Source organism: Streptomyces lienomycini, assembly GCF_027947595.1.
Lineage (GTDB): Bacteria > Actinomycetota > Actinomycetes > Streptomycetales > Streptomycetaceae > Streptomyces > Streptomyces lienomycini.
In genome coordinates this window covers 6,576,425-6,592,294 of the sequence record NZ_CP116257.1, presented here as the reverse complement: position 1 = coordinate 6,592,294, position 15,870 = coordinate 6,576,425, and the positions used below count along the sequence as shown (strand labels likewise).

At 73.1% G+C, this 15,870-nt stretch carries 11 protein-coding genes; 5 read left to right on the top strand and 6 right to left on the bottom strand.

Annotation, left to right across the window (positions count from 1 at the left end):
• Positions 1-50 precede the first annotated feature (50 nt).
• The gene (locus BJ961_RS30090; protein WP_271417209.1) at positions 51-1,043 is read left to right on the top strand and encodes an EamA family transporter; all 993 of its coding nucleotides are present in this window, start codon (positions 51-53) and stop codon (positions 1,041-1,043) included.
• On the opposite strand, the gene pepN (BJ961_RS30085) is transcribed toward BJ961_RS30090, so the two are convergent.
• Positions 1,044-3,617, bottom strand: a complete 2,574-nt coding sequence (pepN, locus tag BJ961_RS30085; protein WP_271415929.1) for an aminopeptidase N — start codon at positions 3,615-3,617, stop codon at positions 1,044-1,046. It lies immediately after the preceding gene.
• A 112-nt stretch (positions 3,618-3,729) separates the two neighbouring features.
• Between pepN (BJ961_RS30085) and BJ961_RS30080 the strand changes: the two genes are divergently transcribed.
• Entirely contained in the window at positions 3,730-4,206 is a 477-nt protein-coding gene (locus tag BJ961_RS30080) for a DUF1203 domain-containing protein (RefSeq protein WP_271415928.1), read from the top strand.
• 12 nt (positions 4,207-4,218) lie between these two features.
• Here BJ961_RS30080 and BJ961_RS30075 read toward each other — a convergent pair whose 3' ends face one another.
• Together BJ961_RS30075 and BJ961_RS30070 are read right to left on the bottom strand one after the other, a co-directional pair.
• Complete coding sequence (locus BJ961_RS30075) at positions 4,219-5,406, bottom strand: TerD family protein (RefSeq protein WP_271415927.1); 1,188 nt, start codon at positions 5,404-5,406, stop codon at positions 4,219-4,221.
• Between the two features lie 133 nt (positions 5,407-5,539).
• Positions 5,540-6,562: an aspartate-semialdehyde dehydrogenase gene (locus BJ961_RS30070; protein ID WP_271415926.1), complete on the bottom strand. Its 1,023-nt coding sequence runs from the start codon at positions 6,560-6,562 to the stop codon at positions 5,540-5,542.
• Between the two features lie 354 nt (positions 6,563-6,916).
• Here BJ961_RS30070 and BJ961_RS30065 point away from each other — a divergent pair, with 354 nt between their 5' ends.
• The 3 genes from BJ961_RS30065 to BJ961_RS30055 are packed head-to-tail and all read left to right on the top strand — an operon-like array spanning position 6,917 to position 8,185.
• Positions 6,917-7,447 carry a sigma-70 family RNA polymerase sigma factor gene (locus BJ961_RS30065; RefSeq protein ID WP_271417208.1) on the top strand — a complete coding sequence of 177 codons (531 nt, stop codon included), beginning with the start codon at positions 6,917-6,919 and terminating at the stop codon, positions 7,445-7,447.
• 1 nt (position 7,448) lies between these two features.
• Positions 7,449-7,907: a hypothetical protein gene (locus BJ961_RS30060; protein ID WP_271415925.1), complete on the top strand. Its 459-nt coding sequence runs from the start codon at positions 7,449-7,451 to the stop codon at positions 7,905-7,907.
• A complete protein-coding gene (locus BJ961_RS30055; protein WP_271415924.1) occupies positions 7,904-8,185 on the top strand; it encodes a hypothetical protein in 282 nt (93 codons plus the stop codon). The genes BJ961_RS30060 and BJ961_RS30055 overlap by 4 nt, the downstream gene beginning before the upstream one ends.
• Before the next feature lie 73 nt (positions 8,186-8,258).
• On the opposite strand, the gene BJ961_RS30050 is transcribed toward BJ961_RS30055, so the two are convergent.
• The 3 genes from BJ961_RS30050 to pepN (BJ961_RS30040) form a co-directional block, all read right to left on the bottom strand.
• Positions 8,259-11,552, bottom strand: a complete 3,294-nt coding sequence (locus BJ961_RS30050; protein ID WP_271415923.1) for a S8 family serine peptidase — start codon at positions 11,550-11,552, stop codon at positions 8,259-8,261.
• A gap of 226 nt (positions 11,553-11,778) precedes the next feature.
• Positions 11,779-12,849 carry a hypothetical protein gene (locus BJ961_RS30045; protein ID WP_271415922.1) on the bottom strand — a complete coding sequence of 357 codons (1,071 nt, stop codon included), beginning with the start codon at positions 12,847-12,849 and terminating at the stop codon, positions 11,779-11,781.
• 322 nt (positions 12,850-13,171) lie between these two features.
• Positions 13,172-15,745, bottom strand: a complete 2,574-nt coding sequence (pepN, locus tag BJ961_RS30040) for an aminopeptidase N (protein ID WP_271415921.1) — start codon at positions 15,743-15,745, stop codon at positions 13,172-13,174.
• Positions 15,746-15,870: the final 125 nt, after the last annotated feature.

The window sequence follows — 15,870 nt, the reverse complement described above, 5'->3', positions numbered from 1 at the left end:
CCGAGCTTCCCGGGTTCGCGTCTCCCTGGTCCGAGTCGAAGGGCGTCCTCATGGCCGTCACCCGCCCCGCCCTCATCGCCCTCACGGCCCTCGCCCCCGTCTCCTGGGGCACCACCTACGCCGTGACCACCGAGTTCCTGCCGGCCGACCGGCCCCTGTTCACCGGGCTGCTGCGCGCCCTGCCCGCCGGTCTGCTGCTGCTGGCCCTCGCCCGGGTACTGCCGCGCGGCGCCTGGTGGTGGAGGTCGGCGGTGCTCGGCGCGCTGAACATCGGGGCCTTCTTCCCGCTGCTGTTCCTCTCCGCCTACCGGATGCCCGGCGGCATGGCCGCCGTCGTCGGCTCGCTCGGCCCGCTGCTCGTCGTCGGACTCTCGGCGCCGCTGCTCGGCCGGCGGCCCACCGCGCGGTCCGTGCTCACCGGCGTCGTCGCCGCGTCCGGCGTCAGCCTGGTGGTGCTGGAGGCGGCCGGGGGACTGGACGCACTCGGGGTGCTCGCGGCCGTCGCCGCCACCGTGTCCATGTCCACCGGCACCGTGCTCACCCAACGCTGGGGCCGCCCCGACGGTGTCGGTCCGCTCGCTCTCACCGGCTGGCAGCTCACCGCCGGGGGCCTGCTGATCGCGCCGCTCGCCCTTCTGGCCGAGGGCGCCCCGCCCGCCCTGGACGGCCCCGCGCTCGGCGGCTACCTCTACCTGGCGCTGGCCAACACGGCGCTGGCGTACTGGCTCTGGTTCCGCGGCATCGGCCGGCTCTCCGCCACCCAGGTCACCTTCCTGGGCCCGCTCTCGCCGCTGACCGCGGCCGTGATCGGCTGGGCGGCGCTCGACGAGACGCTCGGACCGGTGCAACTGGCGGGCATGGCGCTGGCGCTCGGCGCCACGCTCGTGGGGCAGCGGGCGCCGCGCACGCGGACCGTCACCGCGACCCCCGCACCGGTGGTCCCGCGCCGCACCCCGGCCGAAGCGGCCACCGCCCGGCCCGCGGGGACGGAGAAGGGCGCCCGGCGCGACACGCGACCGGGCGCCCCCTCGGGCGTGCGGTGACTACTCGGCCGCCGCCGCGTCCGCGGCCTGGGCCCTCAGTGCGCGCTCGATGCCCGAGCGGGACTCCGAGACCAGCCGGCGCAGGGCCGAGCTCGGCTCGGCGGAGGCCAGCCACGCGTCCGTGCGGTCCAGGGTCTCCTGGGAGACCTGCACCGCCGGGTACAGGCCGACCGCGATCTGCTGGGCCATCTCGTGCGAACGGGACCCCCAGACGTCCTTCAGCGCCTCGAAGTACCGCTCCGTGTACGCCGCCAGCAGCTCGCGCTGGTCGGTCTGGACGAAGCCGGCGATGACCGCCTCCTGCACGGCGTTCGGCAGCTTGTCGGACTCCACGACCGACTCCCAGGCCTCCGCCTTGGCCGCCTCGGTCGGACGGGCCGCCCGCGCGGTGGCCGCGTGGCGCTCACCCGCGGCGGTCTTGTCCCGTTCGTACTCGGCCGCGATCTCCGACCCGCCGAACCGGCCCACGGCCGCGAGGCGCTGCACGAACGCCCAGCGCAGCTCGGTGTCGACGGCCAGGCCCTCGATCGTCTGCGTGCCGTCCAGCAGCGCGTCGAGCAGGTCCAGCTGCTCCGGCGTCCTGGCCGTCGCCGCGAACGCCCGCGCCCACGCCAGCTGGTGGTCGCTGCCCGCCTCCGCGGCCCGCAGATGGGCCAGCGTCGCCTCGGTCCAGCGGGTCAGCAGCGCCTCGCGGGCGGTCGGGGCGGCGTACTGGTCGACGGCCAGCTTCACCTGGCGGTGCAGCGACTGCACGACACCGATGTCGGACTCCTTGCCGATGCCCGACAGGACCAGGGAGAGGTAGTCGCGGGTCGCCAGCTCCGCGTCCCGGGTCATGTCCCACGCCGACGCCCAGCACAGGGCGCGGGGGAGGGACTCCGTGAAGTCGCCCAGGTGCTCGGTGACCACGGCGAGCGACTGCTCGTCCAGGCGGACCTTCGCGTACGAGAGGTCGTCGTCGTTCAGGAGCAGCACCGCCGGGCGGGGCTTGCCGACCAGCTGCGGCACGGCCGTCAGCTCGCCGTCCACGTCCAGCTCCACCCGGTCGCCGCGCACCAGCTTGCCGGCGCCGTCGAGGTCGTAGGCGCCGATCGCGATGCGGTGGGGGCGCAGGGTGGGCTCGCCCTTGGCACCCGTCGGGAGCGCCGGGGCCGCCTGGCGGACGGCGAAGGAGGTGATGACACCGTCGGCGTCGGTCTCGATCTCCGGGCGCAGCACGTTGATGCCGGCCGTCTCCAGCCACGCCTTCGACCACGTCTTCAGGTCGCGGCCGGAGGTCTCCTCCAGCGCGCCCAGCAGGTCGGACAGGCGCGTGTTGCCGAACGCGTGCCGCTTGAAGTACGCCTGCACGCCCTTGAAGAAGGCCTCTTCACCGACGTACGCGACGAGCTGCTTGAGGACGCTCGCGCCCTTGGCGTACGTGATGCCGTCGAAGTTGACGAGCACGTCGTCCAGGTCGCTGATGTCCGCCATGATCGGGTGCGTGGAGGGCAGCTGGTCCTGCCGGTACGCCCAGGTCTTCATCTGGTTGGCGAACGTCGTCCACGAGTGCGGCCACTTCGAGCCCGGCGCGGCGGCCTGGCAGGCGGCCTCGGCGTAGGTGGCGAACGACTCGTTCAGCCACAGGTCGTTCCACCACTCCATGGTGACCAGGTCGCCGAACCACATGTGCGCCAGCTCGTGCAGGATCGTCGCCGCCCGCACCTCGTACGCGGCGTCCGTCACCTTGGAGCGGAACACGTACTGGTCGCGGATGGTCACCGCGCCCGCGTTCTCCATCGCGCCCGCGTTGAACTCCGGCACGAAGAGCTGGTCGTACTTCTTGAACGGGTACGGGTAGTCGAACTTCTCCTGGAACCAGTCGAAGCCCTGCCGGGTGACCTCGAAGATCGCGTCCGCGTCGAGGTGCTCGGCCAGCGAGGGACGGCAGTAGATGCCGAGCGGCACGGACTGGCCGTCCTTCTCGTACACGCTGTGCACCGCGTGGTACGGGCCGACGATCAGCGCCGTGATGTACGACGAGATGCGCGGGGTCGGCTCGAACTCCCAGACGTTGTCCTTCGGCTCGGGCGTCGGCGAGTTGGAGATGACCGTCCAGCCCTCCGGGGCCTTCACGGTGAACTGGAACGTCGCCTTCAGGTCCGGCTGCTCGAAGCTCGCGAAGACGCGGCGCGCGTCCGGCACCTCGAACTGCGTGTACAGGTAGGCCTGGTCGTCCACCGGGTCGACGAACCGGTGCAGGCCCTCACCGGTGTTGGTGTACGCGCAGTCGGCGGCCACGCGCAGGATGTTGCGCCCCGGCAGCAGCCCCGGCAGGGCGATGCGGGAGTCCTGGAACACCTCGGCCGCGTCGAGGGCGTCGCCGTTCAGCGTCACCTCGTGGACCGTCGGCGCGACCAGGTCGATGAAGGACTCGCCGCCGCCCTCGGCGACGTCGAAGCGCACCGTGGTCACGGACCGGTAGGTGCCGCCCTCCTGCGCGCCGCTGAGGTCGAGATCGATCTCGTACGAGTCAACGCTCAGCAGTGTCGCCCGCTGCCGCGCCTCTTCGCGAGTCAGGTTTGTGCCAGGCACGCGGTCATCTCCTCGTTATGTGTGGGTTGCGCCATCCTTCCACGTGGCCCGCACCGAACGCGATGTCCGTTTACCGCCGGTGCGCGGACCCCGCGCGCGTGAGTCTGGACGCATGAACACCCACACGGCACGACCCATCCCCGCGGCCACCCTCGAGGAACTGCGCGCCGCCGACGACGCGGGCCGCGTCCCCGCGCCCGTGACCGACGACAAGGGCGGCGCACCCCTGCGCTGCTGCCTGCGCCGCAGCCGTGCGGGGGAGCGCATCGCCCTCGTCTCCTACGCCCCGCTGCGCCGCTGGGCGGCGGAGACGGGCGCCGACCCGGGCGCCTACGACGAGCAGGGCCCCGTCTTCATCCACGCCGAGGCGTGCGCGGGACCGGACGGCGACGGCCTCGCGTTCACCAACGCGCACCGCACCGTCCGCCGCTACTCCGCCGAGGGACGCATCCTGGGCGGACGCCTGGTCGGTTCCGGCGACGGCTTCGCGCCCGCCCTCCGGGAAGCGCTCGACGACCCGGCCGTGGCGTTCGTCCACGTCCGGGCCGTCGAGTACGGCTGCTTCCTGTACGAGGTGCGCCGCGGCTGAGCCCCGCCCGGCTCAGCCGCCCACCCCGAGCCGCCAGGGGCCGTCGGCCTCGATGCGCAGGAGGCCGGGCGCCCGGACGGGGGCCAGGACGTCGAGGCGGCCGACCTCGTTGACGAGGAGGTCCTCCTCGTCCTCCTGCCACTCGGGGTCCTCCGAGGCGAAGTAGTGCCAGACGACGAAGTTGCTCTGGCCCTGGTGGACGAAGGACAGCACGCCCGGGGGACCCTCGTACACCAGCAGGTCCGGACCCCTCCCGTTGAGGCTGTGCACCAGGCGCCGGGCCTGGGCGAGCGGCAGCACCCGCAGCGTCCAGGGCGTGTCGGCGCGCACCACCAGGGACAGCGGGCGGTCCCGGGGGACGGTGGCGAACGTACGGGCGTGCACCTCGTCCTCGTACGTGGACAGCAGGTCCTGGTCGGCGCGGCCGTACGCGTCGCAGGAGTCGATGTTCACCGAGATGCTGTCCCTGCACTCGATCTCGACGACCACGCGGGCGCCGGGCGGCAGGTTCGGCGGGCAGGTGACGCGCTCCTTGCCCGTGGCGTGGTGCGTGAACGGCGGGAAGGAGAGCGCCAGTTCCGACGCCAGGCGGTCGGCGGGCGGGGCCACCGGGGCGAGCGGCGGGGGAGGAGGGGGCGGAGGGGCCGGGGCCGCGGGCACCGGCTGCGGGTCCTCGGCGACCGAGATGCCGAAGTCCGTGGCGAGCCCGGCCAGACCCGAGGCGTACCCCTGCCCCACCGCGCGGAACTTCCAGCCGCCGTCGCGGCGGTAGAACTCGCCGAAGACGAAGGCGGTCTCCGTCGAGGCGTCCCCGATCGTGAAGGACGCGACCTGCTGCCCGTCCGGCAGCGCGACCCGGACGTCCAGGGAGGGCACCTGCCCGAACGTTCCCCCGTCGGCGGACGCGGCCACCACGACCCGGTCCGTGCCGGGCTCGACGGCCGCGAGGTCCAGCCACAGCCAGTCGGCGCCCGTGCCGTCGCCCCCCTGGCCCTTGCCCAGGTGGCGCACGGCGCCCGACGGATGGGCCGGCTGGTTGTAGAAGACGAGGTCGGCGTCCGAACGGACCCGGCCCGTCGCGTCGAGCAGCAGGGCCGAAACGTCCACGTCCGGTACGTGGACGCCCTGCCGCCAGGTCACCGCCACCTGGAGGGCGGCCGCGGGAACGGGCAGGTTGCCGCCCTTCGTCATCTGCGTCATGGCGTGATCTTCACACGATCGGCACGACCGGTGGGGCGGATTGTCATACTCCGCATCGAGCGGGCGGGACACGGCGAGGGGCGGCCACCCCGTACCGGGTGACCGCCCCTGGAAAGCGGTGGAAAGCGGTGGACTACTTGGCGGCGGACAGCTCCGCCGCCACCAGCTCCGCGATCTGCACCGCGTTCAGGGCCGCGCCCTTGCGCAGGTTGTCGTTGGAGACGAACAGGGCGAGGCCGTTGTCCACGGTCTCGTCCCGGCGGATGCGGCCCACGTACGACGGGTCCTGACCGGCCGCCTCCAGCGGCGTCGGCACCTCGGTGAGCGCGACGCCGGGGGCGCCGGCGAGCAGCTCCTTGGCGCGCTCCACGCTGACCGGGCGGGCGAAACGGGCGTTGATCTGGAGGGAGTGGCCGCTGAAGACGGGCACGCGCACACAGGTGCCGGAGACCTTCAGCTCCGGGATCTCCAGGATCTTGCGGGACTCGTGGCGCAGCTTCTGCTCCTCGTCCGTCTCGTGCAGACCGTCGTCGACGAGGGAGCCGGCCAGCGGCAGCACGTTGTACGCGATGGGCGCCACGTACTTGTCCGGCTTCGGGAACTCGACCGCCGAGCCGTCGTGGGTGAGCTTGGGGGCGTCCGCGCCGACCTTCTGGACCTGCTCGAACAGCTCGTCCACACCGGCCAGGCCGGAGCCGGACACCGCCTGGTAGGTGGCGACGACGACGGCCTCCAGGCCCGCCTCCGCGTGCAGCGGACGCAGGACCGGCATGGCGGCCATCGTGGTGCAGTTCGGGTTGGCGATGATGCCCTTGGGGCGGTCGGTGATCGCGTGCGGGTTCACCTCGGACACCACCAGCGGGACCTCGGGGTCGCGGCGCCAGGCGGAGGAGTTGTCGATCACGACGGGGCCCTGCGCGGCGACCTTCTCGGCCAGCGCCTTGGAGGTGGCGCCGCCCGCCGAGAACAGCACGATGTCCAGCCCGGAGTAGTCGGCGGTGGCCGCGTCCTCCACCGTCACGCCGTCCAGCTCCTTGCCGGCGCTGCGCGCAGAGGCGAACAGGCGCAGCTCGGTGACGGGGAAGTCGCGCTCCGTGAGGATCCTGCGCATGACCGTGCCCACCTGACCGGTGGCTCCGACGATTCCGACCCTCACGCTGACTCCTTCTCCGTTTGTGCGCGTGTCTTCACGCGCGCTTTGCTCGGCCGAGACTTTTCCATCATGGGGCGAAGTCCGGCCCGCCTGTCCAATCCTTTGCGCGGTGTGCCCGCACACTGGGACGCGGCGCCGCGGACAGTGGGTGTGGTCCTTGCGCACGAACCCCGGCCGAACTGCAGGAATTCCGTCGCCCGGCCCCCGCGCCGCAAGCTGTGCTGTTCCGCCCCTGCCCATCCCTTCCCACCCCACACGACGATGTGACGTACGCCTCGCGCACCGGGACGACCGCGGGGCGAACGTTCCGGGCGCCTCGCGCGTCGTAGGGGAGACCCGGCCGGGGGAGGGGTGGCTTTGCTGCGCGGGAGGACCCGCCGCGGCCAGGAGGACGCCGTACGCGACGACCCCCTGGACGCGGCACAGGAACGCCGGGTGCGGGCGGTGCTCGCGCTCGGCGGGGTGCCGCAGGCGGACCTGCCGGACGGGGTGCAGCAGGTCCGCCTGCGGCTGCTGGAGCGGACGGCCGGCGGCCGCGAGGCGCCGCGCGACGTGTCGGCCTGGGCGGCGGTCGTCGCCTCCCATCTGGCCATGGACTGGCACCGGGCCAGGCGCCGCCAGGACCGGCTCGGCGAACGCCTGGCCGCGTTGCGCCAGGCGGAGCACCCCGGCGACGAGGACGCCAGCGTCCTGTCCCTGGCCGTCGCGCAGGGCCTGGACGAACTGCCCGACGCCCAGCGCCAGGTCCTCGTCCTGCGCTTCTACGCCGACCTGCCGGTGCGCGGCATCGCGGAGGAGCTGGGCATCCCCGAGGGCACGGTCAAGAGCCGGCTGCACACGGCGGTACGGGCCCTGCGCGCCCGTCTGCACGAGGACGAGGTGGTGTGAGATGGCCGCCGGACAGCACCCGGAGGGGTACGACGCGCTGATGGCCGCGATCACGGGCGAGGCGCTGCCGTCCGACGCGGGTGCCGACGCCCGCGGTGCGTACCGGTCGGCGACGGCCGACGTGGCGCTGCTGCGGGAGCAGCTGAACCTGCTCGGCGACGCCCTGGGCGACGCCGCCCCGACGGAGCGCCCGGCTCCGGTCCCGGTACCGCGCCGCCGTCGTCCCTTCCGCCTCGCCCTCGGTGTCCTCGCGGCGGCCTGCGCGGGGGTGGTGGTCACGGGCCTGGGCTGGCTGGTCGTGCAGAGCGGCAGCGGTGCCTCCGAGGACGCGGCGAGCGGCAGCGCGGCCGAGGGCCCGCGGTGCGGCCGGAGAGCCCGACCGCGGGCCGGGAGGCGGCCCTCGTCTTCGGCACCCCCCGCTACCTGGCCTGCGCCCGGCTGGTCGCCGAGGGCACGGTGACCGCCGCCGAACCCGTGCCGGGCATCGGCGCCGCACGGCACCGGATCACGCTCCGGGTGACCCGCGCCTACGCGCCCGGGGCCGGCACCGGCCCGACGACGACGTTCGTCCTGGACGACGGCCTCGCCCGCCTCGCCCCCGGCGACCGGGCGCTGGTCGGCGCCGCGCGGGGCCGGCCCACCGCGGACACGGTGATCACCGGCGACCGGAACATCGACACCGCCCGCACCCGGATCACCGCCTCCCTCCCCGGATCCCGCACCCTCACCTGCGACTGACCCACCCCGGAACAGGCGAGAGGGGCGGGCGCCCGACACGGCACGCGCCCGCCCCTGCCCGTACCGCACCGGACTACGGCACGACCGTCCCGATCCGCACGCTGCCGAGGCCCGCGACCGTGCCGTGGGCGTTGACCAGCTGGACCCGGCCGAAGAACTCACGGCCCTCCGGGGCGGCGGCCAGGGCGGTGACGCTGCCGGTGACCGTCGCCGAGGCGCCGGTGCCGAGCTTCACCGCGGCCGAGCCGTCCACGGTGACGGAACCGAGGGTGCTCGCGAAGTACACGTCCCGGTAGTCGTACTCCGTGCTGCCCGACGGCACCGAGTAGCCCGCGACCCGGACGGTGTACGTACCGGCGGCCGGCTTCGGCACGGAGACCGACTCCTCCGAGTCGCCGTCGGCGGACTGGGCGACGAGGACGCCGTCCTTGTAGACCGTCAGGTCCAGGTCCGCGGCCGCGTCGGAGACGCCCCCGATGGCGACGTCCAGCGACTCGGCGCCCTCGGGCACCTCGACCGTGGAGGTGGCCGTCTCACCCTGCTCGATCGTCGGGCGGGACGTCTCGGACGAGCCGAGCGGGCCGCCGACCAGCTTGCCCTCCAGCGCGGCGTACTCGTTGGTCACCGTCCAGGAGGCCTCGGCCGGGGTGCCGGCCTTCGCCTCGGGCACGGTGACGACCTCCGGGTCGAAGACCGCGCCGAGCACGGTGACGTCCAGCTCGTACGGGTTGTCCAGCAGCGGCGAGGTGCGCCGTGCCTCGACCTCGACCTCCCAGACGCCGGGCTGCGGGTCGGCGTACGCCCGCACGTCGGGGCGGCAGCCGTTGCCGTCGAGGTAGTTGTTGTAGCAGTACGGCGTCGAGGTGTTGTCGGACGGGACGCCGTACGGGTGGAGGGAGATGAACCGGGTCTGGCTCTTGCCCTTGAGCCCGCCGATCGCCACCTCCAGCGACTTCGCGCCCTCGGGGACGGTCACGAAGTACGACATGGTGCTGTTGCGCTGCACCGAGCCCTTCGCGGAGAAGTCGTACTTCAGCGGGGCGGAGACCACGACCGTGGTCAGGACCTGCTGGTCGACGCCCTCGGTGCGCGGGTCGTCGACCTCGAGGATCGCGCTCTTGAGACCGGCGGAGCCGGGCCGCGCCTCGACCTTGACGGTCACCGGCTCGTTCAGCGGCAGCCGCACCTCGTCCCGGCCCACGATCCGGAAGGTGCGGCCCGCGTTGTTCTCGAAGTGCAGCTCGTGCCGGATCGCCTTGTCGGCGCCGGAGGTACGGGTCAGCGTGATCTCGTACGTCTTCTTCTGCCCGGCCTTCAGACCGCCCTCGCGGTCGTAGAGGCCGGTGCCGTAGCCCGGGGTCTGGAGGAACTGGTCGATCGCGGTGTCGACCGGTGCCTTCACCGTGTACTCGTGCGCGGTGGCCCCGCGCCGGATCGACTTCCAGGCGTCGGGGATGTTGATCAGACCCGCGCCCTCCTCGTACGCCTGCACGCCCTTGATGTGGTCGGCGGTGGAGGTCAGCGCGGTGCGCAGCTTCGCCGGGGTGAGGTCGATGCGGGCCTGCTTGGCCGCCGACAGGAGCAGCGCGGAGGCGCCGGCGGCCTGCGGGGACGCCATCGAGGTGCCCTGGAGCATGCCGTAGCCGGCGGGCAGGTCGTAGCCCGCCTCGGGGACCGGGGCGCCGGGCATCCAGGTCTGGATGGAGTTGACCGCCGCGCCGGGCGCGGTCAGCGTCGGCGTGAAGCCGCCATCCTCACGCGGGCCGCGCGAGGAGAACGGCATCATCTGGTACTTGGTCCTCACCGCGGAGCCGTAGTTCGATGCCCAGGTCTCGCGGGAGATGGACGCGCCGACCGAGATCACCTTGTCGGCGAGGCCGGGGTCGCCGATGGTGTTGGCGCCGGGACCGGAGTTGCCCGCGGAGATGACGAGCTGGACGCCGTAGGTGTCGATGAGCCGCGTGTACAGCAGGGCGCGCGCGTTGGCGCCGTCGTTGAGGGCGGGCAGTCCGCCGATCGACATGTTGACGATGTCGACGCCCCGGTTGACGACGAGGTCGATCATGCCCTCGGTGAGCGCGACGTTGGTGCAGCCGCCGCTCCAGGTGCACGCCCGGGAGGAGACGATCTTCGCGCCGGGCGCGGCGCCGTCCATCCGGCCGCCGAACAGGCCGTTGGCGGCGGCGAGTCCGGCGACGTGCGTGCCGTGCTCGGACTCGATGACGCCGATGTTGACGAAGTCCGCCTTGGCGCCGGCCGCGTCGACGACGACGTCCTTGCGGATCTCGACCACGAAGGGCTGGCGCTCGGCCACGTCCGTCTTCGGGTCGTCGGTGCCGAAGTACCCGACCTGGAAGCCGTCCTTGTACGGCTTCATCGGGGTGTCGTCGGAGAAGTCGTGGTTGTTGTTCAGGTCGACGCGGACCGTGCCGGCCTTCGCGTCGTACAGGACGCCCCAGGAGTCGGTGGTGTCGCCGTCCCGGTTGGCGTCGCCCGCCGCGTCACCGCCGGTGGTGTACGACTCCAGGAAGGTGCTGACCCGGTACGAGCCCGCGGGCGCGGTCCAGGTCCTGCCGCCGTAGGTGAAGGTGGGGCCGGAGACCGAGGTGGTCATCGGGCGCCAGGTGCGGTCGCCGTCGACGACCGGGTCGGTGGCGGTGACCCAGTCGACGATCTTGCGTTCGCCGGTGGTGGTCCGCTGCAGCGCCGGGTGGCCGAGGTCGACGCCGGAGTCGAGGATGCCGATGGTGACGCCGCGGCCGTCCGACTTCGGGTTCTTCTTCACGAAGTCGACGGCGCCCGTCTCGAAGGACGGGTTGTACGGGTTCTCGGCCGGGGTCCAGCGGTTCGGCGCCGGATAGGAGCGGCCCTTGTGCGAGGCGCCCTCGGCCATGTCCGCGCCGGGCGTCGGGTCGTCCAGCTCGATCTCGGCGCGCAGGTCGATGCCGTCCACGGAGGAGAGCTTCGCGGCGGCGGCGATGACCGCGTCCGCCTTGGCGGTCGGGACGGTGGCGCGGACGTAGCCCAGCTCGTCGTAGGTGCGGCCGACGGTGCCGCCGGCGACCGCGTCCAGCTCCTTCGCCACCTGCTCGGTGCGGCCCGGCGTCGTGGCGACCATCATCGTGACGTTCTTCTCGCCGCCGGCCTTCGCCTCGGCGAGCAGGTCCGCGTCGTCGGAACCCAGCTTGTCGTGCGCGGACCTGGGGGAGGCGTCGACGGGAGGCGCGGTCGCGGCCGGGCCGTCGGCGGCGAGGGCCGCGGGTATCGGTCCGACCGCGGCGAGCGCGGCGGCGAGGCCCGTGGCGACGGCGATGCGGGCCGCGCGTCTCGCGCCCGGTACGGGTGCACCCTGGGGGCTGTGGGTCATCGGCATCCCTTGGAGGTGAAGGAACGTGCGGAACGACCAAGGCCGATCGACCCTGGCCGAAGAAGTCCGGAATCCGATCCCGGACGACCGCTCAGCCTTACTCAAGGGATCACTGTTTGGGGAGAGTTGTCCGGGACGGGATGGAGCCATGGCGTACTTCCGCCATACGCCACCGCGGACACAAGGGGCGGGCCATGACAATCCCGGTCCCGGGTCCTCCCTCCCGCTAACGGGGCAGCACCACGACGTACGCGGCGGGCTCCCGGTCCCCGGCCGCCATCAGCGCCGTGCGCACGACGGCCGCCTGGTGCTCCAGGCCGTCCCGCAGCTTGCGCGGGGTGAGGTGGACGACCGTGATCCCCAGCCGCTCCAGGTGTTCGCGCTTGCGGGCGTGCTCCGCCCACCGGGCGTCGTCCTCCTGCTGCCGGTGGGCCCGGGTGTCCAGCTCCAGCGCCACCGCCTGGTCGGGCCAGAAGGCGTCCACCCCGCCCAGGTGGGGGCCGCCGGGCAGGCGCAGGTCGACGTTCCAGACCGGCTCCGGCAGGGCGTGCTCGCGCACCATCCGGTACAGCCGCTGCTCGGCCAGCGCCCGTCCCTCGGCGACCAGCGAGTCCACGGCGTCCACCACGTGCGGGCGGCTGAGCAGCCGGGCCCGGTTCAGCTCCCGCACCACCGCGGCCGGCTCGCAGTGCCCGCCGCGCACCGCCTCCGTCAGCAGCCTGCCGACGAGGCCCGGGTCGGCCGACTGGGCCACCGCGTCCGCCAGGGCCCGCGCCACCGGGGCCACCGGGACCCCGGTCCGTTCCACGGGCGTGGGCAGCGCCGTGGTGCGGACGATGCGCGCGCAGCCCGTCGTACGCAGCCTGCGCAGCCGCGGCACCAGGACGTCGATGGCGTCCAGCGACGGCAGCGGGGGAGCGGCGGAGAAGCCGTGCAGCGTCAGCGCGGCCAGGCCCGTGATCATCGCCTCCGCGTAGGCGGGGACCGGCGGATGCTCCCCGCCCGGCTGTACCGGCACCGAGGCGCTCACGCCGGGCACCGTGCCCGGGGTGCGCTCCCGTGCCGCGTAGAGCAGCACCGCGTGCAGGCGCTCCTCGCTGGTCGGCGGACCGGCGTGCAGCAGGACGACGTTCGGGAGGAGCTGCTGCCAGGGACCACCGGGCCGGCACTGCTCGTTGGTCTCCGCGGCGGAGACCCCGTGCGCCCGCAGCTGGGCGGCCGTCATCAGTCGTCGCCGTCCCCCGGCCAGTGGGCGGAGCGGGCGGGGGCGGGGGGAGAGCGGGGCGTTGTGCGTCATGACCAGCAATTTCCCGCGCCCGATCCGCCCCTTAACCGCTGTTACACGCCCATCGCCGAACCGGGACAGACCTGCCCTAAAGGACGGGTGTTCGGATGCCGAAAACCCCTGGTCCGCCGCAGTGCGGCCCAGGGGTTACGGCTGCCATTGACCAAATTCCGTAACGACGACGGAACGTCAGATCAATGGCCAGGGCTTATCGGCGCGGGGCGGGGCAACGCCCAAGGGGCGCGGGATGTGTCGATTTGCGGCTCCGCCGCGTGGGCGCGACAAGCCACAACGCGCCCGCGCCCGCACCCGCCCCGGCGAAACGACAGATCCTCTACGCACCCCCGTCGCAGGCCTGCGCCCGCAGCGCCCGCGCCAGATCGTCCCGCGCCTCCAGCACCAGCCTCCGCAGCGCCGGCGCCGCCTCCTCGTGCGCGGACAGCCACGCGTCGGTCGCGTCCAGCGTCTCCCCTGAGTCCCGCAGCGACGGGAACAGGCCCCGGACCACGTCCATCCCGATCTGGATGGACCGCTCGGCCCACACCCGCTCGATCGCCGCGAAGTACTTCTCGGTGTACGGCGCGAGCAGCTCCCGCTGCGAGTCCTGCGCGAATCCCGCGATGGTCGCCTCCACCAGGGCGTTGGACAGCGCGTCGGACTCCACGACCTGCGCCCAGGCCTGCGCCTTCACCGCGGCCGAGGGACGCGAGGCGAGGCAGCGCACCTGGTGGCGCTTGCCGGAGGCCGTGTCGTCCCGGGCCAGCTCGGCGGCCAGGGCGCCCTCGTCGGCGGCGCCGTGGGCCGCGAGCGGGGAGAGGAACGCCCAGCGCAGCTCCTGGTCCACGTCCAGCCCGTCGATCTTCTCGGTGCCCTCCAGCAGCCCCCGCAGCAGCAGCAGTTCCGGCTCGTCGGACGCCACCGCCGCGAAGAACCGCGCCCACGCCAGCTGCTGCTCGCTGCCCGGCGCGGCGTCCCGCAGCTCGCGCAGCGCACCCTCGGCGAGCAGCCGGCCGCCGGTCTCCCGCCAGTCGGGGGACGCGTAGTGCACCAGCGCCGAGTTGGTCCAGGCGTGCAGCATCTGCAGGACGCCGATGTCCGACTCGCGCCCCGCGAACCGCAGCACCAGCGCCGCGAAGTCCCGGGCCGGCAGCAGCGCGTCCCGCGTCATGTTCCACAGCGCCGACCAGCACAGGGCGCGGGCCAGCGGGTCGGTCAGCGCGCCCAGGTGCTCGCGCAGCGTCGCCAGCGAGGCGTCGTCGAAGCGCGTCTTGCAGTACGTCAGGTCGTCGTCGTTGACCAGGACCAGCTCGGGCGCCTCGGCACCGGCCAGCTCCGCCACCACGGTCCGCGGCCCCTCCACGTCCACCTCGGCACGCGCGTACCGCTCCAGGGCGCCCTCGGCCGTACGCCGGTACAGGCCCACCGCGACCCGGTGCGGGCGCAGTTCGGGGTGGGACTCCGCGGCCTCCTGGACCACGGCCAGCTCGTCGACCGTGCCCGCCGCGCTCAGCAGCACCTGCGGGGTCAGCGAGTTGACGCCGGCCGTCTGGAGCCACGAGCGGGCCCAGGCCGCCATGTCCCGTCCACTGGTCTCCTCGAGGACCGACAGCAGGTCGCCGAGCCGGGTGTTGCCGTACGCGTGGCGCTTGAAGTAGCGGCGCGCGCCCTCCAGGAACGCGTCCTGCCCGGCGTACGCCACCAGCTGCTTCAGCACGGAGGCGCCCTTGGCGTAGGTGATGCCGTCGAAGTTGAGCTTGGCGTCCTCCAGGTCACGGATGTCGGCCGTGATCGGGTGCGTGGAGGGCAGCTGGTCGGCGCGGTAGGCCCACGCCTTGCGACGGTTGGCGAAGGTGATCCAGGCGTCCTTGAAGCGGGTCGCGCCGACGTTGGCGAACGCGCCCATGAAGTCGGCGAAGGACTCCTTCAGCCACAGGTCGTCCCACCACTCCATGGTGACCAGGTCGCCGAACCACATGTGCGCCATCTCGTGCAGGATCGTGTTGGCGCGGCCCTCGTACGACGCCCGCGTCACATTCCCGCGGAAGATGTACTCCTCCCGGAAGGTCACCATCCCCGGGTTCTCCATCGCGCCGAGGTTGTACTCGGGCACGAACGCCTGGTCGTACTTCCCGAACGGGTACGGGTAGTCGAAGTGGTCGTGGAAGAAGTCCAGGCCCTGCTTGGTGATCAGGAAGACGTCGTCGGCGTCGAAGTGCGGGGCGAGGCCCTTGCGGCACAGGGCGCCGAGCGGGATCTCCAGCCGCGTGCCGTCCTCCAGCACGCGCTCGTAGGAGTCCGTCACGTAGTGGTACGGCCCCGCGACCACGCACGTGATGTACGTCGAGATCGGCTTCGTCTCCGCGAACCGCCACACCCCGTCGGCGCGTTCACCCGCGCCGTTGGACCACACCGTCCACTCCTCGGGCGCCCGTACCTCGAAGCGGAAGGGCGCCTTGAGGTCCGGCTGCTCGAAGTTGGCGAAGACCCGGCGCGAGTCGGCCGGCTCGTACTGCGTGTACAGGTACACCTCGCCGTCCTGGGGGTCGACGAAGCGGTGCAGACCCTCGCCGGTGCGCGAGTAGGCGCACTGGGCGTCGACCACCAGCTCGTTGTCGGCGGCCAGGTCCTCCAGGGCGATCCGGGAGCCGTCGAAGACCTCGCTCGGGTCGAGGTCGCGGCCGTTGAGGGAGACGGCGGTGACGCCCGGTGCGACGAGGTCGGCGAAGCTGCTCGCGCCGGGCTCGTTGCAGCGGAAGCGGATCGTGGTGACGGACCGGAACGTGCGCGGACCCTCGCCCTGCGCGTCGCCCACGGCCGAGCGCACGTCGAGGGACACCTCGTACCCGTCGACGGACAGCAGTGCGGCCCGCTCCCGGGCCTCGTCGCGGGACAGATTCTCACCGGGCACGGGCGGCACTCCCTCGGATGGTGTTCAGTATGCGGACAGCACCGATCCTGCCATGCGCCCCTGACGCGCGGCAGCCGGGAATGGCCGCAGCGGCCGGTGGGTTGCCCGGTATGACGCTCGGCCCC